The 22779-nt window shown below is 56.4% G+C and carries 24 protein-coding genes; 7 read left to right on the top strand and 17 right to left on the bottom strand.

Going from position 1 to position 22779, the window contains the following annotated elements:
- Positions 1 to 142: 142 nt before the first annotated feature.
- The 3 genes from MU553_RS22855 to MU553_RS22845 are packed head-to-tail and all read right to left on the bottom strand — an operon-like array spanning position 143 to position 1561.
- On the bottom strand, positions 143 to 997 hold the full coding sequence (locus MU553_RS22855) for a DUF6884 domain-containing protein (RefSeq protein ID WP_247382004.1): 855 nt from the start codon (positions 995 to 997) through the stop codon (positions 143 to 145).
- Positions 994 to 1137, bottom strand: coding sequence for a hypothetical protein (locus MU553_RS22850; RefSeq protein ID WP_247382002.1), 144 nt, complete (start codon positions 1135 to 1137; stop codon positions 994 to 996). Before MU553_RS22850 ends, MU553_RS22855 begins: the two co-directional genes overlap by 4 nt.
- Position 1138: 1 nt before the next feature.
- A complete protein-coding gene (locus MU553_RS22845; protein ID WP_247381999.1) occupies positions 1139 to 1561 on the bottom strand; it encodes a hypothetical protein in 423 nt (140 codons plus the stop codon).
- Positions 1562 to 1717: 156 nt separating this feature from the next.
- Between MU553_RS22845 and MU553_RS22840 the strand changes: the two genes are divergently transcribed.
- Positions 1718 to 2578 (top strand): COG1361 family protein, encoded by an 861-nt coding sequence (locus MU553_RS22840; RefSeq protein WP_247381997.1) that lies wholly within the window; start codon positions 1718 to 1720, stop codon positions 2576 to 2578.
- A 38-nt stretch (positions 2579 to 2616) separates the two neighbouring features.
- On the opposite strand, the gene MU553_RS22835 is transcribed toward MU553_RS22840, so the two are convergent.
- The 5 genes from MU553_RS22835 to MU553_RS22815 form a co-directional block, all read right to left on the bottom strand.
- Entirely contained in the window at positions 2617 to 3546 is a 930-nt protein-coding gene (locus tag MU553_RS22835) for a hypothetical protein (RefSeq protein WP_247381996.1), read from the bottom strand.
- A gap of 172 nt (positions 3547 to 3718) precedes the next feature.
- Positions 3719 to 4267: a hypothetical protein gene (locus MU553_RS22830; RefSeq protein ID WP_247381995.1), complete on the bottom strand. Its 549-nt coding sequence runs from the start codon at positions 4265 to 4267 to the stop codon at positions 3719 to 3721.
- 111 nt (positions 4268 to 4378) lie between these two features.
- Positions 4379 to 5395 carry an ImmA/IrrE family metallo-endopeptidase gene (locus MU553_RS22825; protein WP_247381994.1) on the bottom strand — a complete coding sequence of 339 codons (1017 nt, stop codon included), beginning with the start codon at positions 5393 to 5395 and terminating at the stop codon, positions 4379 to 4381.
- A gap of 165 nt (positions 5396 to 5560) precedes the next feature.
- Entirely contained in the window at positions 5561 to 5911 is a 351-nt protein-coding gene (locus MU553_RS22820) for a hypothetical protein (RefSeq protein ID WP_247381993.1), read from the bottom strand.
- Between the two features lies 1 nt (position 5912).
- Entirely contained in the window at positions 5913 to 6209 is a 297-nt protein-coding gene (locus MU553_RS22815) for a hypothetical protein (protein ID WP_247381991.1), read from the bottom strand.
- Positions 6210 to 7038: 829 nt separating this feature from the next.
- On the opposite strand from MU553_RS22815, the gene MU553_RS22810 reads away from it, so the two are divergent.
- Both MU553_RS22810 and MU553_RS22805 read left to right on the top strand, forming a co-directional pair.
- Positions 7039 to 7485, top strand: coding sequence for a hypothetical protein (locus MU553_RS22810; protein ID WP_247381989.1), 447 nt, complete (start codon positions 7039 to 7041; stop codon positions 7483 to 7485).
- Positions 7486 to 9841: 2356 nt separating this feature from the next.
- Entirely contained in the window at positions 9842 to 10486 is a 645-nt protein-coding gene (locus tag MU553_RS22805; RefSeq protein ID WP_247381988.1) for a hypothetical protein, read from the top strand.
- A gap of 12 nt (positions 10487 to 10498) precedes the next feature.
- Here MU553_RS22805 and MU553_RS22800 read toward each other — a convergent pair whose 3' ends face one another.
- Both MU553_RS22800 and MU553_RS22795 read right to left on the bottom strand, forming a co-directional pair.
- The gene (locus tag MU553_RS22800) at positions 10499 to 13558 is read right to left on the bottom strand and encodes a type IV secretory system conjugative DNA transfer family protein (RefSeq protein ID WP_247381985.1); all 3060 of its coding nucleotides are present in this window, start codon (positions 13556 to 13558) and stop codon (positions 10499 to 10501) included.
- On the bottom strand, positions 13555 to 14583 hold the full coding sequence (locus MU553_RS22795; protein WP_247381984.1) for a DUF8128 domain-containing protein: 1029 nt from the start codon (positions 14581 to 14583) through the stop codon (positions 13555 to 13557). Before MU553_RS22795 ends, MU553_RS22800 begins: the two co-directional genes overlap by 4 nt.
- Positions 14584 to 15667: 1084 nt before the next feature.
- Here MU553_RS22795 and MU553_RS22790 point away from each other — a divergent pair.
- Positions 15668 to 16855, top strand: coding sequence for an orc1/cdc6 family replication initiation protein (locus MU553_RS22790; RefSeq protein WP_247381982.1), 1188 nt, complete (start codon positions 15668 to 15670; stop codon positions 16853 to 16855).
- 837 nt (positions 16856 to 17692) lie between these two features.
- Here the strand turns inward: MU553_RS22790 and MU553_RS22785 are convergent.
- The 5 genes from MU553_RS22785 to MU553_RS23925 form a co-directional block, all read right to left on the bottom strand.
- The gene (locus tag MU553_RS22785; protein ID WP_247381980.1) at positions 17693 to 18727 is read right to left on the bottom strand and encodes a DUF8008 family protein; all 1035 of its coding nucleotides are present in this window, start codon (positions 18725 to 18727) and stop codon (positions 17693 to 17695) included.
- Between the two features lie 130 nt (positions 18728 to 18857).
- Positions 18858 to 19001: a hypothetical protein gene (locus MU553_RS22780; protein ID WP_247381978.1), complete on the bottom strand. Its 144-nt coding sequence runs from the start codon at positions 18999 to 19001 to the stop codon at positions 18858 to 18860.
- Positions 19002 to 19416: 415 nt separating this feature from the next.
- Complete coding sequence (locus MU553_RS22775; protein WP_247381976.1) at positions 19417 to 19776, bottom strand: DUF4326 domain-containing protein; 360 nt, start codon at positions 19774 to 19776, stop codon at positions 19417 to 19419.
- Positions 19773 to 20102 carry a PadR family transcriptional regulator gene (locus tag MU553_RS22770; RefSeq protein ID WP_247381974.1) on the bottom strand — a complete coding sequence of 110 codons (330 nt, stop codon included), beginning with the start codon at positions 20100 to 20102 and terminating at the stop codon, positions 19773 to 19775. Before MU553_RS22770 ends, MU553_RS22775 begins: the two co-directional genes overlap by 4 nt.
- 37 nt (positions 20103 to 20139) lie before the next feature.
- The gene (locus MU553_RS23925; protein ID WP_428222022.1) at positions 20140 to 20451 is read right to left on the bottom strand and encodes a DUF7563 family protein; all 312 of its coding nucleotides are present in this window, start codon (positions 20449 to 20451) and stop codon (positions 20140 to 20142) included.
- A 223-nt stretch (positions 20452 to 20674) separates the two neighbouring features.
- Here MU553_RS23925 and MU553_RS22765 point away from each other — a divergent pair, with 223 nt between their 5' ends.
- Positions 20675 to 20935, top strand: a complete 261-nt coding sequence (locus tag MU553_RS22765; RefSeq protein WP_247381972.1) for a hypothetical protein — start codon at positions 20675 to 20677, stop codon at positions 20933 to 20935.
- A 68-nt stretch (positions 20936 to 21003) separates the two neighbouring features.
- Here the strand turns inward: MU553_RS22765 and MU553_RS22760 are convergent, their stop codons facing one another.
- Both MU553_RS22760 and MU553_RS22755 read right to left on the bottom strand, forming a co-directional pair.
- Positions 21004 to 21261: a type II toxin-antitoxin system HicA family toxin gene (locus tag MU553_RS22760; protein ID WP_247381970.1), complete on the bottom strand. Its 258-nt coding sequence runs from the start codon at positions 21259 to 21261 to the stop codon at positions 21004 to 21006.
- Positions 21262 to 21267: 6 nt separating this feature from the next.
- Complete coding sequence (locus tag MU553_RS22755; RefSeq protein WP_247381967.1) at positions 21268 to 21546, bottom strand: type II toxin-antitoxin system HicB family antitoxin; 279 nt, start codon at positions 21544 to 21546, stop codon at positions 21268 to 21270.
- 326 nt (positions 21547 to 21872) lie between these two features.
- Here MU553_RS22755 and MU553_RS22750 point away from each other — a divergent pair, with 326 nt between their 5' ends.
- Complete coding sequence (locus tag MU553_RS22750) at positions 21873 to 22169, top strand: toxin-antitoxin system TumE family protein (RefSeq protein WP_247381965.1); 297 nt, start codon at positions 21873 to 21875, stop codon at positions 22167 to 22169.
- A 6-nt stretch (positions 22170 to 22175) separates the two neighbouring features.
- Positions 22176 to 22691, top strand: coding sequence for an HVO_A0114 family putative DNA-binding protein (locus tag MU553_RS22745; protein ID WP_247381962.1), 516 nt, complete (start codon positions 22176 to 22178; stop codon positions 22689 to 22691).
- Positions 22692 to 22779: the final 88 nt, after the last annotated feature.

The following is a 22779-nucleotide window of genomic DNA, read 5'->3' as shown; positions in this document are numbered from 1 at the left end:
TGTGGTGTCGGATGGTGTTTGGTCGTCTGGTCTCGATTGGTGGTGGTGTGATCTCGGGTCCACCGGAAGGCCCGCACGGGAATCGAACCCGCGTAATGCCAATCGGGCGGATGCGTCGAAAACGCCGGAATTTTCGGCTTCTTTAGCTATCGGCTACCTCCTGAGCCGCCTCGATCTCGTCGGTCATCCAATCCATTTGATTGCCGTTCCCGCCCCGGGCTTGTTCGATCTCCTGGAAGGGGAACGAGACCGACAGGTCAGCCGTGTGCGGGAGTCGATCGAAGACACCCCGCGTCTCCAACGGATTGCGGTAAGTCGTCCCCAAGAGGATCTCGAGGTCGACGTCCTGGGGGTCCACGCCGCCGGCGACCTGCTTGATCCAGGCGGTCAGTCCCTCGTAGACGTCAAGCGCCCACAAGTCGAGCAGGGTGTCGACGTTGTCGCCGTTGGGGAGTCGTACATCGGATTGCACGGGCACGCCGCGCAGGTCGTCGACCGTCCTGTCATAGTCCGCGACCGGCTCTTCGGGAGACAGCACGCCGAACTTCGCGGAGATGATGCAGTACTCGTCGGCTACCGCCTTGCCGTAGCGGTCCTTCACGGTCCAGTACCCGCTACTGTAACGCTCTCGCGCTGGCATCAGGCCGTCCGCGTCGTCCTTCGACTGGGAGCAGCCCACGGCCGCCAACGTCGCCGGCTCCGCGTCCCGGTAGTCCTCGATCGCCCGCTGCGCCTGCCGGCAGTAGCTCAGGGAGTAGCGCCCCAGGCCGTCGCGGGTGCAGCGGCCCTTATAGACCTCGGTCATGGCGTCCAGGGCGTCGGCGAGGTTGTCGCAGTGGGTGGCCATGTGGGCTGGCATCAAGTCGGGGACGCTGGTATCGTCGAGAACGTCTGCCAGCAGGTCGTAGAGCGGGCGGTCCTCGGAGTCGACAGTGTGGCTCTCGGTCTCGCCGAACCGTTCGCGCTCGACCGTGACGGGCTGCTGCCGGGAGCTCATTGTTCCTCCCGTAGAACGGGGGCGACCCCGTGGACGTCGTGCCCCCGCTCCGTCAGCAGCTCGTACATCTCGTTGGCGATCTCCCGTGTCTCCTCGTCGTCGACGTCGAGACCGAGGACCCGAAAGGCGAGGTCAGCCATATCAGGCACCCTCCCCGGCTCGGATCGTGCGGCGTTCGACCCGAAGATCCTCCTCGCTGTCGTCGTCCAGGATCTCCGCGAAGTCGCCCAACTCCTTGAAGCCGATTCGCGCCGCGAAATGGGCTTGGCCGTCGATAACGACGATGTCACCTACGCTCATGCTCCGCATCTCCCCGCCGTGGTAGCTGAGTTCTTCGTCGATGCGACCGCCCTGCATCCGGTGATAGATATGTTCCCGGAGGTTCTGCGTCTCGGGATCGACCTCGATCTTCGCGACCGTCGCAACCTCGTAGGCGGACGTGATCGTTGCGGCGTCGACGGCGTCCGGGTCGGCGAAACACCGAATGTCGCAGGCAATCTCGAACCCTTCGGGGTTGTTCTTGCTGTCGTACGTCGTGTATAGGACTTCGATCGTTCGCTTCATGGGAAGTCTCGGGAGCTTTCGCCCCACACCTACACAACATGCAGGATTACTATTAAAACCATCGGTATGTCCCACGGTGTGTGACAACTACTGCACAATATATCTGCGTATAGACTGTCCGAAATTGAATTAACACTGCGTTGATGTCATGTTAGCATGAGCGTTCTCCAAGGGATTGTTCGGTTCGCCTCGAGGAATCCGGGGAGTACCGCGCAAATCCTTTTCAGCGCGGTTCTGGCCTGCGCCACTATCGCCTACACTTTTGGGGTCTTTAGACAGGTTTCTGAGATGAGGACAGACAGGCTGACAAGGAACAAACCGCTTGTGACACCCACTATAGACACCAAGTACGCGGTGAATCACTTTTTCGCCATCGAGAATACGGGTGAAGGTGTAGCATACGATGTCGAAGCCGAGTGGTGGTGTGATGAGGGTGACAAACAGACGTGGAAGATACCACTTCTCTCACCTGGGGAACGACGCACGTTTCCGCTCCCGTTCGGTGGAGAGGATGGAACGATAACAACGAGCGGGCAGATCGAGGATGCGGCAGGAAGGGATGCCGTTATCGAGTTCAGGGTTCGGTATTCGGACTCGCTCGGAAACCGGTACACGCCGGAGAAGAACTCTGATGAGGCAACTGCGTCCATTGGCGTGCTGGACACGATTCAGACGCGTGAGGATGCGGAGGAGTACGTGGATGAGAGTCCCGTCAAGGCCATCGCGGACGAGATGGAAGAAGTGACGAAACGGCTGGAACGAATTGAGAGGAGCATAGAGATGGAGTATTTGGAGGGGAATGCAAAGCAGGAAATTCGTGACCGGCTTACGGAACTTGTTCGGGAAGAGGGCGTGCTGACGTTTGGTGAGCTGGTGGATTCACTTAGCCTGGATAAAACGGTGGTGGCGGGGATGGTGTACGAATTGCGAGGTTCCGGCCAGGTGGACTTCGACGAAACGGATGGTTTTCCGTTCAAGGATTCTGATGTAGAGATTGAGTACGTAGATAATGGATAGTAGATTGTGGGTTGTGACCTACACACTCCTTTAATAGCTCACCCCCAACGCGATAGATCGCTCCGGCCGTCGCTAATCTCGTCGTCGTCGCACCACGTGGTCAACTCGTAGGCCAGCATGAGGGCCTGAGCAGCCGCAAATTGAGCCCGGACGGTCGACGACTTATCTCCCTCCGGAAGTAGCACCCGTTTCTGCGACCAGCGTTTGTCTGGTAGCTTATTGTTTTTCGGGGCATTCTCCGGCGTCGACGTGTCGAGTGAATCGACGAGCGGCCGCTGCGGATCGTCAACGATCGACTCTCGGATCGCCCCGATTACGGACGGGTCCGTTCCCATCCCGAGCGCGTGAACGTGGACGTCCGGGCCGACGATCTCCCGAACGCGCCGGAGAACGTCAGCCTGGAGTTCCCCGCGTTCTCGGCTAAGAGCGCCTACTGCCACCCCTCCGATGTTACACGGGCTGTCCCGCTTGATGTCCTTGGCGAGTCTTTCAAGCGTGTATTTCGAGGGGTCGGCACCGACCGGAACGAGGATTTCTGCCTCGCACGGGTGGCGCTTGTAACGCTCGGCGAAAAACTGCATCTCGTTTAGCGGGTAGCTCTGCCCGTCGAGAGCCCAGTAGTCCTTAGAGACGACGTAGTCGGCGTCAAAGTCGTGGGCGGCGTCGAGAATCTCCTCTATCGGATAGTGAGGGTCCTGGAAGACAGAGTCAATAATCAGCGTCTCACAGGCGTCTCGGACACTCGGGCGGGCCTCACGGGCCGACTGCATCCGGTAGGGCCAACCGTACCGGGGATTGATCCCCGAAACGAACACGTCGACCGGACACTCGCGAGCGATGAGCTCGCGCTCGGCGATCTCGCGAGCGTAGTAGGCGGGAACGTCGACAGTCGCGGGCTCGGTCGCCTCATGGTCACCCTCGACGTCGTCGACGTCGCCGGCAGTCGTCCCAACGGCGTCGGCACTCATTGTCCGAACTCCATTAGACCGGCCTGTTCGCCGGATTCCGCCCCCTTCGCGGCGCACAGGTCAGCGTCCGCCATGTCCTCGCAGCCAGCTTGTCGGCAGGCCTTGCAGAGGGTCCGGCAGAACGGGGAAGGGAACGTCTCGCCGCAGCACTCGCAGGTCTGCTCCGACATCGTTAGACCTCCACCATGGCGGTCTGATAGTCGTCGTCCTGTTTGTGCCCCGCGCTGGCTGCCCGCAGAACGGCGTTCTGCAGGTCGCTGTCTAGCCCCTCGCGGAACTGGTTGACTGCCCGGATCGTCTCGAAAAACCAGTCCCAGTAGTCGCGTGCGTCCTCTCCACGGGCCGGAAGTGGCTGGTCCCCCTCGATCATCAGAACCACTCGCCGGAAGTGCTTACAACCCGTCTCCGGCGGGTTCTCCTGCATATCCGGGCAGGTGCAGGTGCGCTCTGCCAAATCGACCTCGTATTCTGATCCGCTCGACGAAAACACGCGGTAGATGCCCGTGGCCTCGCCCTTCTCGAAGGGTCCGCCCCCGATTTTGTGCCGACGAGCGGGGAACGTTTCGGGGACGACGAGCATGGGCTCCGTCCGCGCCCGGTAGGTCCGGCGCTCCGCCGAATCCAGGTCAAACCGCTGGCTGATGTATTTAAGCGTCCATCCGAACTCCCCTTTGAGAGTAAGGGGGTCCTCGGGTTCCTGAGTAGTGCTTTCTGCGATCATGGGAAGTCTCGGGTCTTTCAACCCTTACCTGCATATTGTGCAGGCCTAGTCATAAAGCTATCGGAAACCGATAGAAAGCGGTCGAAAAGAGTGGTGAACTGCGGGCAGTCCTCAGTCGTCGGCTGCTTCGATAATCTTCGCTGCCGTGTTACTGATCGTCTTCATCCGCTCCGTAATTTCTTCGGGCTCGTTGCCCGCCCAGGCTGCCAGATAGAATTTTGAGCCGGACGTGTCGAGTCCAAAGTACCGCCCGACAACGTAGGCCACAGCTTCGGCCTCAATCTCCCGCTCGGGCCGTTCGGGGTTGTCCCATCCCGTGTGTAGGACAGCGTGCGCGATCTCGTGGGCCAAGTCGCCGGCTGCAGCGGCAGGGTCACGGTCCTGAATTTCTATCTCCGGTGGGTCCTCTGACGTCCGGGCGATGGCCTTCGCGTCTCGGTCCCACTCGTCGACATCGACGACCTCAACCGGAAAGCCGATCTCGCGGGCGGCGTCCTGCAGGGCAGTCAGGACGTCCTCCCCCTGACCGGCCTCGACCGCTTCCGCGTCAGTGTCCGGACTCTCGGGCAGGGGCTTGCCTTCGGTCTGGGAGACGTCGAACACCGGGGCCGGCGAAAACCCGGTCAGAATCTCGCCTTTCGTCCACTCGTTCGGGTCTTCGCTGTCCCACTGCTCAGGTGCGTCCGGGGCGAGCGGACAATTCAGGTCCTCGTTGTCCTCGTGGTAGTTAGGCGCGTTCCCGCAATGGGGACACTTCTTCGCGGTAATCGTGTTGGGCCGCCAAATCCAGATCGCCGATTCTCCCTCTTTGACGGATCGGTCAAACTCGTTTTGCCACGTCCAGAACCCGGCGACCATAGAGGCGTCCGGCTTCTGCATATGGATGAGGGCCGTGTTTCGGGGGCTGTAGTCGTGTAACTTGGCCTGTGCGTCCAACCACTGCCGGAACACTTCGGCCCCCCTCGCGTCTTCCGTCGCCTCCTGGAGTTCACTGATCCACTCCTCAAGGCTATCCTCCATGTCGTCGCTGCGGGTCGACTTATCCGAGAAGTCGACAGACTGCGGGACATCTCGCGTGTCGTTGGGGGCCGTCTCGAACTCGGAAAGTGTGGCATTTCGTGCTTTCATGGGAAGTCTCGGGCTTTCACCCAATACCTGCACATTATGCAGGATAAGTAATAAAACCACCGGAATACGGTAAGGTTTCCACTCTGGGGGCCATCTGGTACGTCTCGTGAGGGGGTGGCTAACCGCCAAAACCCTGTCAAAAGAGAGTGTTTGTTGGTTAGATTTTTAGCAGGATGCCATGCCAAAGAACAGCCAAACGTCGCCGTGTTTCCCCTCTAATCCCTTCCTGGCGCGGTAGTTCTTGGCCTCTTTCGTGCCGGACACGTTTATCGCGCCGGCAGGTCCCCACTTGTCATCAACCCGCTCGTCCCGCGCTGTGAGCAACTGACCGGCGTATTTGCGCTTCTGCTTGCCCTTATGCTCGGACTTGGGAATCACCGTGAAACCGTGTTTCTCGGCAATTGTCCCCGTGTAGCCACCGTGTCCGTGCATATACTCTGCGTGCTCCTGCGCGGCCTGGAAGGCCTGCTTTGCCGTCTCACCGAAACCGTAGGTGAAGAACGAAGCGGCACCCATTTTACCACGCCTCCTGGACATCGAGGCTCTCAATGGTGCCGACTGTTTCTCCGTTGGCGTGCGGGTTCGTAACCCGTGCCTCACCGTCCTCGCCCGGCCAAAGGTCGAACATATCGTCGGAGATCGCCACCCGGACGGTGTCCCCGGCGTACGGATAGGCCACGCGTGCGTCAATCTCCTGCCCGTTATCGAGCGTCACGTAGACGCGGTCGAGGTCGTCCAGATTCTTGATTTGCTCTCCGACTGTTGCTGTCTCCGTGTTTCCGTTCATGGGAAGTCTCGGGGGCTTTCGCCCCATACCTGCACATTATGCAGGACATATCATAAAACCACCGATTCGCAGGAATGGGACGGATAGTCCGCCTAGGCAGAATATTGCTAACCAACAGAAACGGTTTAGAAGAGTGTATGTTGGTTAGCTTACAGTGGGGTCCAGGTCGTCCGGGCGTCGGGGGACGCTCGGAGATATCTAGCCGCCACTTCCGGGGCGTTGCTCGGTATCGGTTCGATACCGGCCTCGAAGGCGACCCCCTTCACATCCATCATATCGGGTCGGTGAAATGCTATTTTAGCATGTTGTCGGGCGACTGGTCCGGCACGGACCTGGATCTCCCGCAACACTTCTTGTTCAAACTCCTGTTTCAGACCGGTGATAGTGGGACAGTAGACAGTCATAGTCGGGTGGGGGCTATCGGGTGTCGGTTAGCCGGACGGTCACAATGTCCTCGCTGCCTGGTCGCTGGCCCGTCTCACTAACGATTGACCATTCAATATTCCGTGCCCGGAGAACTGGCGAAAGCGACTGCCGAACGAGACGTGCGGGAGCGTGGCATCGTCCCGTTATTCCGCTAGCGTCAATTTCGATGTGATAATCCCGGACGTATCCTGTTCGCTTTAGCATCCGCGAAAGACACTCTTTCCGGCATTTTTGGAGTCTGCTAACTTCATCTTCTATGCAACTTGGCGACGTTCGTTCACTAACGCTCATGGGAAGTCTCGGGGCTTTCGCCCCCTACATTCACAATATGCAGGATAGGGCATAAAACCACCGAATATCCATATTTCGGTAACTATAAGTGTTGACCTTCACAATGTGTAGGTACGGAAGGAAACTTCCGAGACTTCCCATGAGTTCGACTGATTCCCCTTCGACGGCAGAATCGTTCGATGCCCGAACCCGCCGCGCTCTCACCGAGTGTATGACCGTGTTGGAGGATGGACCGGACCTCTACACCGTCGTCTCGGAAAGTGGCAAAGAGTACAACGTCGACCTGAGAGAAAAGCGCTGCACGTGTCTGGACCACAAGCACCGAGAAGTCTCCTGCAAACACATTCGACGTGCTGCGTTTGCATCCGGCGCTAAACCGATTCCAGCGGGACTGAATGACTCTGTGGACCCGCTACTCGGAGACCAAATTGACGACAGTCCTCAGGTTCCCGCAACTGACGGAGGTGTTGCGGTGGATGTCTCTGGTGAATCCGACAACGAGGAATGCGAGGACTGTGCTGAACTCGCTGACGGATGGTCGTGTTCGGAATGTTATATAATGGGTAACGGGAGCATCCCGGAGTAGTCGACAGATACCCCGCGTTACGTGCGAGTGCTTCCGCGGGCCTTCTCGGTTAGATCCAGGTGCTTTTCCGCCAACGGACCTGCCCGCCAAAGCGTTGATCGAGGCTTGTCTCTCGACAGAAAGTTTCCGTCCTCAAGCGATTGGCACACGTCTTACACTACGCTTGGGCTGGCATCGACGTCTTCGATGACATCGCTTCTCTTGAACTTCCCGTAGTTCCTGTGCAGTGTCGCTATTCGGAGCGTGACCTCCTCTCGATTACTTATGTTGATCGGCCTGATGACCGCATCTGGTATAAAAGGTCGTCTGGTGTGTGTTTTCTACGTTCGGAACGCCGGTTGATGGGAGCGCTTGTCTATAGCCAGAACTGTTTCCTGACCGTCGGATAGACTGTTGTACCGATATGCCAACCGGTTATAATGCCGACACCGATAGGTCCTAGGATAAGGACCGGGTTGAGGTCACCCCACTGCGTTCGGTAGTTGGGGTTGATCGTCAATAGCACAGCTGTAATTGTCAGAATAACGGAGTCAACGAACAGAAGCGGCTGTGTTAGATCGTCTCCGTATTCGCGTTCCCATCCATCTTTCAGTGATCCACTGACCACTCCCAAGAGAGCGGCCAGCGCGACTAATTTCGCAATAGTCTGTAACATTGCACTCCCCGTACCTACTTACTCCTTAAAAGGATTCGTCGCGTATGGCGGCCGTCTATGGAGGTTACGTCCGGGGTTGCCGGGTTGGCTACGTCTGGTGGAGGGTCGGCCGGTCTAGACAGCTCGGCTTCCCACCACTCCTCGATCGGTGGGCTTCCAGGTGAGCTCGAGATCTCGGTGACCCACTGTGACTCGATCGCGGAGAGGTCGACGTCGAAACTCGATCGAGGTCCGGAATAGTGACTCTCGCTGGAGGTCCACACTGCTGTAGCACACTCGAGGTCGGTTCGTCGAGACACACCGGAGGTCCGGGGTAACTCAGCCACCCCTGACAGCCCACGCTGCGGTGTCGGTTCGTGGAGAGGCGGTGTCGGTTTGAAGAAGGTGTCGTCGGTTCGTGGAGAAGCGGTGTCGGGCAGTGAGAGCCACACGCCGCTGTCCCACCATCGAAGAAGAGCTGACCCCCAGCAGATCTAGACCTGGGGATACCCCACGGGGAGAAACACCTGTGTTGCAGAGTTCGTCGACGGACTGGAAGCCTCACGGCGCTGCTCACCCGGAAGCCAGTGGGATCTCTAGTGATGATCCTCCTTAGAGAACTTTCACTTCGATATCGGTGTGTGCTTGCTCGGAAGCCCCACGGGGAGACACACCTGGAAATCAGGCCGGCCTGTTTCTGCCGGTGACCCTCCCACGGAGAGACACCAGTATCAGTCGGCACTGTCGCCCCATGCTAGGAAGCCATCCAGTCTGAGTGATCGGACACTCGAGCTCGTCGACGGAGTCGGCACCCCCAGGGAGACACCACTGTTTCCAGTGATAGCACCGGGGACACTTCCCACGGAGAGACACACCAGAACGCCGCTATATAGACAGTGGGCCTGTCGGTCATCGAGACACTCCTGTCATATAGGTGGGCGGCGCCGCCGCTGCTGCATTGCTATCGATCATCCAGGGTCGACACTAGCCTGACACCCCACACTCACCTGAATACTGATATATCAATGCTCCTGTACCTCGCCTCTCCACTGGCCCCAGCCAGTGGGCCTCTCAGTCGGTCGAAGCACACGCCACTTTCACCGGAAACACACTGTCGGACCTCAGCCGGGCTTCGCTCTACTGGACCTCGATCATGGAGACACCCTAAACCTCGATCGTCGAGAAACACTGGACCTCGAGCCTATCTCTACTGAGGGACCTCTCAGAATTTCGATACAGTCTCTTCTCGGCCTGCCTCGGCCTGGAGGGGTATCCACCTGCCATAGCTAAACTGGGGGTCAAATCTGTCTATTAGAGACGCGGTGCTGTTTGCACCGGCTATATTCGGCTAATCCATCCTGATAATTACCCCGGATAGATACAAGAAGAGTATTATTTGTCTGGCTGTAGCCAGCTATATTTAGCTGGTACATTATTCTGATATTTCAACCTCTCAGCAGTGTTCTTTCAGCTATTCTCTCGGATGCCATTATTATCATATCTATTAGACACTATCTACTCGGCCTTTCTCGGTCTGGAGGGGTTGTCATCCTGTCTAAGTTGAACTGGGGTTAATTCTCCCTTCTAGAGACGCGGCGCGGTAGATGTCGATTAAAGTCGGCTAATTACCTGACTTAATTAATCCGGATACAATTAGCGCAGATTCTATTGGCCTGATCATAGCCGGACAATCTTATATTGGTAAAGGTATTTGATAGTACTATGAGCCAGTCTGAGCAGTTAGATGTTGACTTGGATGTTATCAGCAAAGAGATGCTTCATGCCCTAGAACAGCATGATGGAGCCGCTAACACCAGTGAAATACGGAAATTCCTCGGGATCGATAGTCGAACTAAGATCAATTATCGGATCAATGAATATCTGGTCCCGCAGGGATTGGTAAGCACCCATCAGCCAGACCCAGAACCAGGGAATATTCCCGCCAAGGAACTCTCGATAACTGAGAAGGGGGAACAGGCTCTCGACCAGATTGCTCGGGAAGCTGAAATCAACCGAGACGTTGCTGAGCGGATCGCTCGATTAGAGGAACAGGTGCAGTCGCTTCGCGATGAGAACCAGGACCTCAGAGAGCAGATGGCGGATACCGGGACACAGCAGTCTTCGTCGACGGACGCTTCTCAATCGGAGATCGATGACCTCCAGTCACAAGTCGCCAATCTCGCGATGGAACTAGAGGACCTCAAAGATGATCCGCTGTTCCAGAGCAATATCCGATCAGAGCTAGACGCTGTCCGGACTGGAACACTCGCGATGCGGGACTATCTATTCGACAATGGTGCAGAGGACGATATCGTGGAGTTGACAGGGAAATACGCGGAGAAGATCGAGAAGATCGACAAAAGCTAACGTCGACTCACGTCACGTTGAGAATGGCCCAAACAAGTTCTCGGAATCCTCTGACTCAGTTTCCCCGTTGCTTGCGTTGTTGCTCTGTGTATCTTCCATTCTAGCGCTAGAATCTCTCACAGGCTGTGAGTCGGTTGTCTGGTGGGCGCTTTCTTGTTCGTGACCATCGGCCTCGGCCACGCCAGATCTACCTGTCTCGTCCCACAGCGGCCACTCCTGGCCCTGCTCATAGAGCATCGGCTCGGAGTACTGCTCGTTGTCATCGTCGGGGAATACCACGAACACGAAGTCGTCTGGGGTTGGCATCCGTGGGAACTCGTTTTCAGGGATGAACGGCGCATAGAGATCTTGCCACTCCTGTCGGAGCTCGTCGAGAGACCCATAGGGACCGTGCTGCTCGCTCCCCTCTTGAACTATCCACTCGTCGTCATCATTCTTCGTTCGATATGCCTGAACTTCGGTCGGAGACGGGTTGTCAACCGCCTCCGGGCCACTAAAGCGGGCTGCTTCGTAGCCGTCCTTGGCCGTCGCGACGACATCACCCTCGTCTTCGTGCCAGGAAAGCGGATTACGGCCACTTGTGTTCGGTCGGACGGCATAGGTTTCCTCGTCCAGTTGGAACTTCGAGGTCTTGTTGTAGAAGGTCCGCCGGCCCTTTTCGTCGACGTCGTTCGCACATGTCACGGTATCGTAGTCAATCTCGCTGCCGTCGACGTCGTAGATGATTTTCTCACCCCGCTGGGGCCAGTAGGTCAGTCCCTTCCCATCGGCCGTGGCGTCCTTACAGGTGAAGACACAGAGACGGTCACTCTCGATGGCTTTCCGGAGATTCGTGAGAGTCTGCATCGGCTTCTTGATCGTCGAGGTCTCCGCCTCGATAGCGATATGGCGACCCTCGCTGAGTTCGTACAGCCGCGGATACTGCTCTTTCAACTCTGCTTCTAAGTCGTGGACCTCTTGGACTGAATCAGCGTCGTTGAGTGGGTCAATCGGTAGATCGGCCACACCGTCAGGGAGTTCTTCCCCCTCCTGTGTCGGTAGTCGGGTAAGCGCACCGAGACGAGTGAATGCACGGAATGATTCCTTCAAGATGTATCGGTGGTCGTCGCCACCGCCGGACGCTGATGAGCCGGTGTCAGCACTGAATACTCGAGTGCGACCTTCTGATGTCAGACCGACCACAGCCTCCCCGGATCGGCGGGACCGCTTGACCACTTCCAGTTCCTCGAAGACATTACTCAGCTGAGACTGATAGCCCGTTGAGCCGAATCGCTTCTCGATCTCCTCCTCTGCTCGCGATGCCTCAACTAGCGTCTCCTCGTCTTCGTCCTGAACCTGGGCGGCGTAGATGCCTTCGAGAATAGTGTCGGTCGGGAGATCCTCGACGGAAACGTCACCTTCACTATCGAGGGCCGCCGCATCGGGGTCGAACTCAGCGCCAGGGGCTGCTGCCGGGTCGACTGCTTCGACGTAGTCGCCATACTTGAGCTCACGCTGGATCTCCTCGTCGGAAAGAGGTTGGGCACCCCACTCGTTAAGCGAGTCTCGGACGACATCCTTTGCGTCCTCTTCCGATCGGAGCGGCGGGTACGGCGCGAATGTCTTGAGATTGACCGGCTCGGACTCACGCCCGCCTTCCAGGGGAATCTTCGTCCACGTCCGGTAGAAGTCCGTGTCCATCAAGTCGCCGGCATTGTACCCCTCGAATCGTTCCATCAACAGACGAGCGTCGTCGCTCCCAGGGGTTCGCATCGCCAGGATCGTGTTGCAGTTGTTCTCCATCGCCCGCATCACGCCCTCGTGGTCTTTTTCGATCTGGAACGGGTACTGTGTCCCGAGGGTAACCGAGAGCCACATCGAGCGCGCCCGCACCAGCATGTCCTCGACGGCGAGATTATCGTTGGCGACCTTTTCGAACTCGTCCACCTGCAAGAAGTACGCCTTCGTGTCCCGCTCTGGGTCCCGATCCTGGCGCTTTTTCGCACTCCAGAGGTTCCGCAGCACGGTCAGTGTAATCATCTGGTGAACGTCCTCGGAGTCGACCGGAATACGGACCAGTAGAATACGATCGTTGTCGACGATATCGTCCCAGTCGATCGTCGATTCTCGACGAGCGATGATCTTCCGGACCACCGCATTCTCGACCCACGACTTGATACGCTTGGTGAGTGGCCGCAGGTCGTCGTCTTCCATCTCCGCGATCTCGTACAGGAACTCTTTGAGATAGGGGTCGTCGACCTGCTCGGCGAACTCGGCACGGCGCTCAGCGTTAAGCAGCACGAAGTACATGTCGATGACACTGTACTTCTCTGAAGCATCTCGCTCTGGGTTCAGCGAGACTTCTGCATTGTGCCGAAGCATCGCCCGACCCATCGACTCGGTAACCGCCTGCATGTTGATCCCCCAGTACTCGTCGTTGTCGAAAATCGCAACCAGATTTTCCAAGCGGCTCTCAATCTCCTTCTCGCGACGAGTCTCATCCTCGATCGCCGGCATGTCCAGCATGTTGATGCCGATGACCTTCTCGTACTCCGTCGACCCTGGCTCGATGAGAATGACGTCGTCCAACCGGTGCTTCGGTAGCATCTGCAAAAGCTCGAGCGTGTCACCGCTGGCCTTCGGGTCGATATTGCAGAACCCGTGGCCGGCGTAGGCGTGCTGGATAGCCTTGTTCTGCATTTGGGTGGTCTTCCCGGCACCGGTGGTCCCGCTGATCCACATGTGCCGACGGAGGGCCGTGAAATCAATCGGCCCCTCACGCCACCCGTTCCTGGCGCTGTCGTCGTAGCCAACCCAGATAGGACGGTCGGGCTTCTTGCTGGCTCGCTCGAACATCCGGCGCACTTTTTGGCCCGCAACCGGGCCATGCTCAGCGGTTTCGGTGAGAACCTCGTGTTGTCCAGCCCGTTCCCGATCCTCGATAGTCATGTCATAAGAGTCGCCCATAAGCGACTCCCAGTCCGGATCTGGCTTCGCCTCAGTGTGCTGTTCTTCATGGACTGGCTCTTCGATTTCAACCTTCTCGCCCTGCTCCTCGTCGTCGTCACTGCTTCCAATTCCAAACACGTTCACCACTCCTGCTCGTCGTCACTCGCCCACGCATCGGCCGTCGTACTTGCTTCGTCCTTCTCAGCTTCGGCAGCAATCTGGGAGCCAGTCTGAGTGGTCTTCCACGGAATCTGCGGGACCTCGATCTCGCCGTTCGGAATGTGAGCGATACCAGCGACCTCGTCGATCGAGAGAATCATGTCGCGATCAATCCACCGCCGCTCGATCATATCGGCTAACAGCCCCTCGATTTCCGTCGGCTTGACTGGGTGATGATCGAGCCCCTGTTCGCTCGTTGCGTTGTAGTACTTCGCGAACATGCTGGCCACCCCACGGGCCCGCTCGCGAGCTTCTCGGGGGTCTGGTGACGCGGACAGCACACGAGCGTTAACGTGGAACCCCTGTTCGCCACGCTGCTGCTCGACGATCTTGGCGGCCTCCTTATCCTTGCTGCTGCTCTCGCGTTCTTCGAGCTCCCGAAGCCCGGCCCAAAACTTCCAGTCAGAGAATCCAACGACCTCGCCGCTGCGCAGCCCCTCGGCGACGTCACCGACAGACTCGCCGTCCGGACCGTTACTGGTCCAGTCCTTTGCGGCTGGTTTGAATACGACCTGGACGACGACCACCGAGTCGTCAAGCGTCAGCATCTCGCCCATGATGTCACTGTACGGGTCACCGTGATCGAACCCCTCTGCGTTGTGATGACGGATCGGAAGGAACGTGTGGCGCTCTAAATCGAGATACGAGCCCGCAATGTGATCTCGGGGCCGGAGGTCCGGGAATGCCTCACCAGATTGGAGAGGAATCACCTCAGAGTTCGTGTACGTGTTGGTAGTCCGGCGCTGGAACCGATCGCTCGCACGCTCGTTGGCCGCGTACATCCGAAAGGAGAACTGCCCCCGGTTGAACCAGATCTCAAAGGCATGGGCGTCACTCGTGTTTTCTCCCCCACGAATCCGGACGTCGTGGAGTGCTTGAAGTAGGTTTGCACCGCTCTCGATACCGTCGTTGTCCTTGTAGGGGTTGATTTCGAGGAGTTCACCGGGCATACTCGAAATCGGAACGCTATGTGAGGTTTCGAGTGGGACTGTTCGGTACTCCTTAGCCTCACGGTCGCTGTCGCTCAGCCATGTCTCGATTGGCTCTAAAGGGTTCAAACTCATACACACGCATTATATCCTAGAATATTTACTAATTTCTCCTTTCATAAATCTTCAAAAAATAGAATCAATTTTGAAGACAGCTGTAGTCCATAAGCTAACCAACAGCCAGCATTGTTTTGGAGAGTATGTTGGTTAGCCACTTCGGCCAGAACAGTCCACAAACTGATTTGTGACAAACACTTATGTAGATGTAGAATAATTTACTGTATGTCGGGATGCATCCCGACCGCACCAAACCTGCCTACCAGTCGTTACCAGCAGTCTGGTGTCTGTTCAGTAGTTCCCGCTGGCTTGGCCACCCCAAACCAGCGGTATAGGGGGAGGGGCCATCACCACCCTTTCGAGATCAGACGCGTATTATAATCTACAGAGATACCTTACGCCAGATCACCAGCCTGCCGTCTGGGGTTTAGTTTTTAAGGGAAAAGACAAACTGAGTTCTCGGACTGCTGACTTACGGCAGGTGTTAGAGGTGGCTGCTGATGATCGGTTTCGGGAGACCCGATCACCACTGATGTTCGTCCAGTTTCGTTATCGAGGTCGACGTCTGGATGATCAAGAACGTCAAGATTGATTGTTCTAACACCTATTCAGATGCTTCAAGAGTGAACGTGAAGTAGATGTAACCACCCACCCACCCCACTACTTCCGCTGTTAGTTGAAGAAAACAGCAACACCCCCATGTGAGGGGGTGTCTTGTTATACGGTAGAAAACAGCTTACGGATATCGTTTACTGCAGTACTATATAAACATATTCTAGGCTTCTAGACAAATAAGGCGCTATGGCTAAACGCTAGTATAGCAGCTTTCAAATCTAACAGCGGAACCAGTGGGGTGAGGGTTACTTCTATTCAAACACAACTTCTCTGTAACAGCGGAACTAGTGGGGTCAGGGGTATTTAAACAGACGGGAACAACGGAAGCAGCGGAAGTAATGGTTAAGGCACTCCTCCTTCAAACCACTCGTGAATGGCTGACATCTCATTCACGCCAACCAATTCTATTTTCGAACGGCGAGAAGCACTTTTGGAAGAGTGGACACCTGAAGAACTTGTCGGTCGTGATGAGGAACTCCAGCAATATCACGCTGCGTTACAGCCAGTCATCAACAACGAAACGCCATCAAATATTTTCCTCTACGGCAAAAGCGGTGTCGGCAAAACTGCTGCTACACGATATCTCTTGCAAGCACTCGAACGAGATGCGAAAGCAGTTGATCAACTCGACCTCTACACGGTTGAGATCAACTGCGATGGACTCAACTCTAGCTACCAAGCTGCAGTTTCTCTAGTGAACGAACTTCGCGATCCAACTAATCAGATCTCGAACACCGGATATCCACAGGCATCTGTCTATCAGTTTCTATTCGATGAGTTAGACCGTGTTGGTGGGACGATCCTTATTGTTCTCGACGAGGTCGATCACATCGAAGACGATTCACTGCTCTACAAACTTCCGCGTGCCCGGTCAAACGGTGATGTAACCGACGCAAAGCTTGGTGTGATCGGTATCTCGAACGATCTGGATTTTCGAAATCAGTTGTCGTCTAAGGTCCGATCTAGCCTTTGTGAGAAAGAAGTCTCGTTTTCAGCGTATAATGCCCAAGAACTACAACTCGTGTTGCAGCAACGTGAAGCAGTTGCATTCAAAGATGGGGTTCTCGATGACGGTGTCGTCGAAATGTGTGCTGCGTATGGGGCCAAAGACTCTGGTGACGCTCGCCAAGCGCTTGACCTTCTGCTCGAGGCTGGCGATCTTGCTCGGGAGCAAAACGCGGACGTAGTGACTGAATTGCATGTCCAAAATGCTCGCAATCGTCTTCAGAAAGACCAGGTGATTGAGGGCATCAAGAATTACTCAAATCACGGCCAACTCGTTCTCTATGCACTTACGGTCCTTGCTGAACGGAATGAAACGCCGGCTCGGACTCGAGATATCCTCGCCGCGTACGAACAAATGGCAGAACAAGAGGGGATGAGTCCGGTTTCGGAACGGTCTGTTCGCGACTATCTCGGCGAGTTAGAACAATTAGGGATTATCTCTGCTACTGAGTACAACCAGGGCAAAGGCGGCGGAAAGTACAAAGAACACGAGCTCGCACAGTCTATCTCATCAGTTAAAACTGGACTGTCGGAGCTTCTGGATTCCAGTCCCTAACCCCACCGCTTCCGTTGTTAGCGATATATATTCTCAGAAATTGTTTCTCTGTCAGTAGAGTATTCTTGAGCTACTAACCAACATATTGTCTCATTCGATAACTACTGTTGGTTAGCGATTGAGACGTTTGTGTCTTTTTCGTGTCAAACGGATACAAAACAAAGGAACGGGTGTCACATTGGGGGCTACCACGGGTTTTCGGTTGGTTTGTATCTCGTTGTGACGAGACTGTTTCGCGGAATTGCATGAACGTGCAGAGGAGAGAGCAATCAAAATATAGATATACTAATAGCTGACCGGATAGGCAGCAGCCTGGATGCTCACTACGCGTGCTTATCGATTGGTTTCGGAATTATTGAAAACCAAGTTCGAGAAGAGGTTACCAACAAACACTCCAACTGATATTACGATAGTGAGTTGGACATACGTTGCTGTACCAAATACAATCTGTTCAGCCATACTCATTATAAAAGTTCGATTCAATTAAAGTTCCTCACCAGAATCCTTCCAAGATAGCTGCACGATAAGTTCCTGTACTGTAGTGATCAGTTCAAGATTTCGTGGGATGTTTTCTATGACACGCTGGTTGATCGCAATCTCCCTATAGGGCAGCGTTTGTCCGGGGAAATTCTGTATCACTGGTGATCGCTTTGCAGGAGTTGCTGGTTACCACCGCCGACACCGCTCTTCAACAGCGATACCAACAGCTACCGATACCACGAACAAACGAGAACAGGCGTCGAAGGTACCTGTTCTGTGGGCGGCGTCTGGTTGGGTTGGGTGTCTTCTTAGAGATGTTAGCCCCTTCTCAGGGGTGGCAGTGACCTGGGGAGGCTCCTATCCGGTGAGCTCGGTCGTCCCCGGAGCGTCGTCGTGGCTCGTTCCCTCGCCAGGGATCTCGGCGTCCGTTGGGACGACTAACCGGCGCTCTTTGTACTTGAGGCCGTCCTTGCGTCGGTCACGCTTCTCGATGTAGACTCTGTTCTTCGCGAGTTGCTGAATCCGTTCAAGAGCCTTCCCGGCGAGTTTCTTCGCGTTCTCGTAGGTCATGTCCTCGTCCGGGCGCTGGTGGTTGGCTTTGATCCAGACACGAAGGTCGGAGGCGTCGATGTACTCACTCACTGAGCGACAGCCAGCCGACCACAGTGAGGACTTTGAGTTCTTGCCCCGCTCGGCCCACGCCTTCGCTGCGAGGTAGTCGGCGCGGCGGCTGGTGGCGTTTGCGAGCATTTCTTCATCCATCCGGGCGAGTTGCTGGATCGGGAGCAAGTCGGCCGTCGCGAGCGCGCTCGTTCCGGAGCGTTCCAGCGGGTCTTCTGCGTTGGGCAGCCGGACCCATGTATCGCCGTCCTCACCTTCGAACCGTTCGAGTCGATCACCGTCGACGTCTAGGAGTTCGACGTGCTCGGTGACGGTCTCGAACTGCAGGTGGGCACCCTTCTCTAATTCGCGTGACTGCAACTCGGCGACGGCGTCGGTGAGCGTGCTGTCGGTGAGGTGTTCATCGAGGTCCTGTTCGGACACTTTCGCGTTGATGATCCGGCCGAGTGGAACTTTCACACCATTCGTTGATTCGAGCGTTACGTCTTGGAGGTCGTCGCTGTCCCAAGTGAGTGTAGCCTGCTTGTCGAGGCGTGTTTCCAACTCCGCGACGCGTTCGCGGAGTCGCCGGTTCTCTTCACGCACCGCGTCCGTGTCGTCGGTGCGCTGTTCTAGCTCACTGACGCGAGACTCGAGAGCCTCGATGCGATCACAGAGCGTATCGACGAGGTTGGTGACCACCTCGGTTTCTTCCTGTTCCAACGCGGTCGCGATTGAGTCGCGGTCGATTTGTGTACTGTTCGTGTCGGTGGATCGTGTTGTGTCTGTCATAGGTTTGATGGTGGAGAAAATGGTTCGCTGGCGGGACGACTTCGTGAGACGGCCAGTGAAGAGACACACACGCCGCTAGACGGCAGCAGCTAGCCGGCCGCTGTGCGAAGCGCGTGCGTGGCATCGTCAGCTACCGCTCACTGACGAAGTGATTGAGCGCACATGAACCACAGAGGGTCAGCGTCTCGCCGTCGATCTCGCGCTCTTTGGCGTCGTCGGCGATCTCGCCGCAATCCTCGCAGCGCTGGGAGCCAGTGTAGTAAGACTCGCTCATAGGCTCCCTCCGGGGACTGGTCGGGCAACCCACTGATCTCCGCTGCCAGTCAGTGATCGTTCGATCGATATGGGGTGCTTCTCTCGCTTCCCCAGTGCATCGACTGCTGCTGCAGCATCCTCTTGGTCACAGTCAAGGTAGCCCGTGAGATCAGCGGTTGAGAAGGACCAACTGCCTCGCCCGGATCGACGTGTCTTGATCGTCAACAGGTCAACGAGATCGTCGACCAGTTGATCCTCAATCTTGGTGTCTCGCGCTTCGACTTCTGGTCCTCCGTCTGTCGCTCGCAGCCTATCAGTAGCGACGGCTTGGACGGGGCTGTAGGGATTGCAGGTCGCACAGAGAGTTTTTCGATGCCCTCCAACGACGACCGGGGATAATCCAGGTCCACGGGCGCCACACTCGTCACACGTCACTATCCATCACCTCCTGCCGGAACGAGTGCGCGATCGATGACGGCCGCCAGGACATCACCATGACAGAGTGGTTCCGGCTCGCCAGCGTAGGGACAGTCACACCCCAGGCGTGCGCCTTTGAGGCCGCCGAGGTGGTTACGAAGGGCTGGTCGGGCTTCGAGCTCGTTGAACAGCGTCCGTGGAAACATCGCGACGGCCTGGCGGTGCTCGACGTCGAGGTCCGCGTATGGATTGCCTAGCCAGCCTGGATCTCTGGGCTCGGTCGTCAGCAGGTGGCCGACGGTGTCCTCGTCACGATAGACGCTGATATCCACGTCGTGGGGATCGCTCGTGGGTACGACCGTCGTCTGCGGGGTCATCGCCTATCACCGTCCGTTTCCTCGTAGAGTGACTCGAAGGACGCAACATGTGTCGCGAGTAATTGCTCTCCGTCGGCCGTGAGTTCGTAGCGGTTGGACTTGCCTTCGATGTCGCGCTTGACGATCAGGTCTTGGTCAACGAGCTCACCCAGCGCCGGGTAGAGCGATCCATTACTAATCGATTTGTCTCGCAATCGCTTGAGACCCCTCCCGATCTCCATGCCGGAGAGACAGTCTTGGCTTGCGTCCAACCGCCGGATGGTCTGCAGGATATCCCGCTGGATTGCGGACAGTCGATGCCATCGTGTCACCGGGTTTTCGGTCATGCGCCATACCCTCCGAGTAGTCGACACATGACGACCATCATCGCTCAGCTGACCCCCTACCTCGTGCTTCGTAGTTCAGAGTTGAGTCGACCCCGGCAACTGCGCCGTGAGCGAGCTGACGGGTGGTCGCACAGTGGGGACAACGATGGACTTGTCCGTCCTGATCCCCCAGCACACGCCCAAATTTGGGATTGACCTTTGAGCCACAGCCGTTGCAGACTGTTTTCTCGGGATCGTCTTCGTCGATGGGGCTCCAGTTTCGGGCACTGGCCGTCCGTGCCTCCTTCTTTGCTGGCAATTCGTCTGAGTCATCGGGGGTTTCAAGTCCCCTTGCGTGGATAGATGGCATGCTTCCGTACCGTATCTACGGGAGCCACGCGGACCCGAGGGCCTAGCTCGGGGTCCGCATTTTCGTGCGATGGACCCGAACCGTGAGTGGCGGGTCCGCGATTAACTCCCTATCTGAATTATCCCATAGCCATGTGATAAAGCTTAGCCATGCTCTAAAGCATACGCTTGCTAAAATAATTTCTCATTGATATCTTTTTATCAGTGAGTTCTGAAGACCAACTGTGCCTGGTCGTCCGCCCAAAGTTTCCGATGAAGATATTCTCAAAGTGTTCAAAGAGCGAGACGACCGTGTCCTCTGGACTGCTGAAGTTGCTGAGGAACTTCCGATCCGTCAGGATAGTTTATCGACCCGGTTGAACGAACTGGAAGAGAAAGGGCTTCTAGCAAATAAGAAGCGTCATAAGATGGCAGTCTGGTGGATTACAGAGAAGGGAGAAAAGGTGCTCGCCGGCGAGATCGACCCCGAAGAATTGAACGAATAGCTAACCAACACACGCCCCATGGGTCTGTTTGTGTTGGTTAGTCTGGTTGCCGATCGATGAACCAAGCGTCACCGGTTGCGATCAATCCACTGGCAAAACAAGTCAAAATCCTCAGCACCGGCCTGCTCAGCGATATTCCTGAGCGTGCCAGTGTCGATTCGGTCGTGGCGCGGCACGCTCACTGTGCGTATTTCGGTGTCCTCGTGGTCCTCGGGCGGGTACCACTTCAGAATCATGTGACTTCCGTTGGTTCGGACCCACTCGAAGCCGCCCACGTTGAGCAGCACCTTCACGACGTCGTCACCTGAAAAGTCGCGTGTGACCATTCGGCGTTACTGGAGGACGTCGGGGAGCTCACCCGAAGTGTTGTCGTCGGGGTCGACACCTAGCTCTCGAAGTTCACTGTCAGTCGGCGGCTCTCCTGCGCCGTAGTAGCCAGCCACCGCTTCGTCGAGGTTTTTGAGGGCGTCTTGGCGGGTCGGTCCCTGTGATGCTACGCCGGTTTCTTCGTCCCGGGCGACCCATAGCTCGCCGGATTCACCGAGGGTGAGCGTGATTTCGACCGGCGGGGTGTAGTCGCCGTCACCGCTGTCGTCAGCGTCGGTGCTCATAGTATGGGTATGGACTGGTTGATAAATAAGTCCTCGGCACACCCCCGGCCTGAAACCGCCAGCGCGGATTTAGTTGAAGAGGGACTAGTTGAGGTGGACAAAGAAGAGGGGTCCCATCCTTTCTATAGCATCTCTGAGAAAGGGGAGAAAAGGTGCTCGCCGGCGAGATCGACCCAGATGAACTGAACAAGTAGCTAACCAACACACTATCCAATTCACTCCTATTGTTGGTTAGTTACGGTTAGAGGCAGCACACTTGTTGGTGCATCACACCAACGGAAGGACTTATCTTATGTTGGTCCCAAACACCAACATAGGTAGTATAGATGGGGTCGGTCATCTACGAGGACTCAGACACGTTCGCCGACGGCTCCCGGTATGAGATGGTTGCGACCGATATCCCCCCAAGCGACGATTACCCGGAAGGGGTCAAATACCGATTCCAGTATATGGCCGAAGATGGTCGAACCCTCCTACGGTTCGATAACTTCCCCGATCACCCGAATGTCGACCGCCACCACTACCACACGCCTGACGGCGTCTACGATGATATCGAGTACACCGGCCTGAAAGATCACGTTCGGAAGTTCTATGACGAAATGGATGTCCGCCGCCAAAGGTGACTAATCATGTCAGAGGAACCTAACTCCAATACGCGCGACGAGAACAGCACCGATACCGACCAAGGCGAGATCATGATAGACGAGGCCGAAGCTGAAGCAGACTTCCTTGACGATCGTGAACCCGAGGACTACCCATCGGTACTTCGCATTACCTCTGAGTCCGAGGAGACACACCGCCAGAATGCACTGGATCGACTTGACCGGTGGGAAGCCGGCGAGGAAGTACCGCACGTCATCAATTTCCAAAACCCAAGTGATCTCCGAGCCTTGCTTACTGACCGGCGTGTTGAGCTCTTACGAAGCATCATGCGAGAACGGCCAGACAGCATTCGCCAGCTAGCTGAGCGGCTTGTACGCGATGTCAAGACAGTTCACGATGATCTCCAGGTTCTCGCCGACTACGATATCGTCCACTTTGAGCAAGCTGGGCGGGCGAAGCGTCCGTTTGTCCCCTACGACACTATCGAGGTCAGTCTTCAGATCACGACGCCAAACTCGGCTGATGATATCGCTCCGGCGTGAAACCGCGGTACCTACTCCGTACCCCACGTGGAGCGCGGCATAGAAACCTTTCCACAGAATTCGGAGTCAATCAATACAGACTGTCAAA

Source organism: Halorientalis brevis (assembly GCF_023077655.1).
Note: the sequence above shows the minus strand (reverse complement) of the source record. Positions and strands in the feature narration are given on the sequence as shown.

What these genes read in the sequence shown, in the direction of transcription:
- MU553_RS22825 (WP_247381994.1), bottom strand. Translation starts at nt 5,395, where the DNA reads ATGAAAGCACGAAATGCCACACTTTCCGAGTTCGAGACGGCCCCCAAC.
- MU553_RS22755 (WP_247381967.1), bottom strand. Translation starts at nt 21,546, where the DNA reads ATGAGCACCGACGCTGACGACAGCGGTGACGGCGACTACACCCCGCCG.
- MU553_RS22830 (WP_247381995.1), bottom strand. Translation starts at nt 4,267, where the DNA reads ATGATCGCAGAAAGCACTACTCAGGAACCCGAGGACCCCCTTACTCTC.
- MU553_RS22795 (WP_247381984.1), bottom strand. Translation starts at nt 14,583, where the DNA reads ATGCCCGGTGAACTCCTCGAAATCAACCCCTACAAGGACAACGACGGT.
- MU553_RS22810 (WP_247381989.1), top strand. Translation starts at nt 7,039, where the DNA reads ATGAGTTCGACTGATTCCCCTTCGACGGCAGAATCGTTCGATGCCCGA.
- MU553_RS22775 (WP_247381976.1), bottom strand. Translation starts at nt 19,776, where the DNA reads ATGACCCCGCAGACGACGGTCGTACCCACGAGCGATCCCCACGACGTG.
- MU553_RS22855 (WP_247382004.1), bottom strand. Translation starts at nt 997, where the DNA reads ATGAGCTCCCGGCAGCAGCCCGTCACGGTCGAGCGCGAACGGTTCGGC.
- MU553_RS22770 (WP_247381974.1), bottom strand. Translation starts at nt 20,102, where the DNA reads ATGACCGAAAACCCGGTGACACGATGGCATCGACTGTCCGCAATCCAG.
- MU553_RS22760 (WP_247381970.1), bottom strand. Translation starts at nt 21,261, where the DNA reads ATGGTCACACGCGACTTTTCAGGTGACGACGTCGTGAAGGTGCTGCTC.
- MU553_RS22785 (WP_247381980.1), bottom strand. Translation starts at nt 18,727, where the DNA reads ATGACAGACACAACACGATCCACCGACACGAACAGTACACAAATCGAC.
- MU553_RS22840 (WP_247381997.1), top strand. Translation starts at nt 1,718, where the DNA reads ATGAGCGTTCTCCAAGGGATTGTTCGGTTCGCCTCGAGGAATCCGGGG.
- MU553_RS22820 (WP_247381993.1), bottom strand. Translation starts at nt 5,911, where the DNA reads ATGGGTGCCGCTTCGTTCTTCACCTACGGTTTCGGTGAGACGGCAAAG.
- MU553_RS22850 (WP_247382002.1), bottom strand. Translation starts at nt 1,137, where the DNA reads ATGGCTGACCTCGCCTTTCGGGTCCTCGGTCTCGACGTCGACGACGAG.
- MU553_RS22845 (WP_247381999.1), bottom strand. Translation starts at nt 1,561, where the DNA reads ATGAAGCGAACGATCGAAGTCCTATACACGACGTACGACAGCAAGAAC.
- MU553_RS22815 (WP_247381991.1), bottom strand. Translation starts at nt 6,209, where the DNA reads ATGGGGCGAAAGCCCCCGAGACTTCCCATGAACGGAAACACGGAGACA.
- MU553_RS22835 (WP_247381996.1), bottom strand. Translation starts at nt 3,546, where the DNA reads ATGAGTGCCGACGCCGTTGGGACGACTGCCGGCGACGTCGACGACGTC.
- MU553_RS23925 (WP_428222022.1), bottom strand. Translation starts at nt 20,451, where the DNA reads ATGCCATCTATCCACGCAAGGGGACTTGAAACCCCCGATGACTCAGAC.
- MU553_RS22745 (WP_247381962.1), top strand. Translation starts at nt 22,176, where the DNA reads ATGTCAGAGGAACCTAACTCCAATACGCGCGACGAGAACAGCACCGAT.
- MU553_RS22805 (WP_247381988.1), top strand. Translation starts at nt 9,842, where the DNA reads ATGAGCCAGTCTGAGCAGTTAGATGTTGACTTGGATGTTATCAGCAAA.
- MU553_RS22780 (WP_247381978.1), bottom strand. Translation starts at nt 19,001, where the DNA reads ATGAGCGAGTCTTACTACACTGGCTCCCAGCGCTGCGAGGATTGCGGC.
- MU553_RS22750 (WP_247381965.1), top strand. Translation starts at nt 21,873, where the DNA reads ATGGGGTCGGTCATCTACGAGGACTCAGACACGTTCGCCGACGGCTCC.
- MU553_RS22790 (WP_247381982.1), top strand. Translation starts at nt 15,668, where the DNA reads ATGGCTGACATCTCATTCACGCCAACCAATTCTATTTTCGAACGGCGA.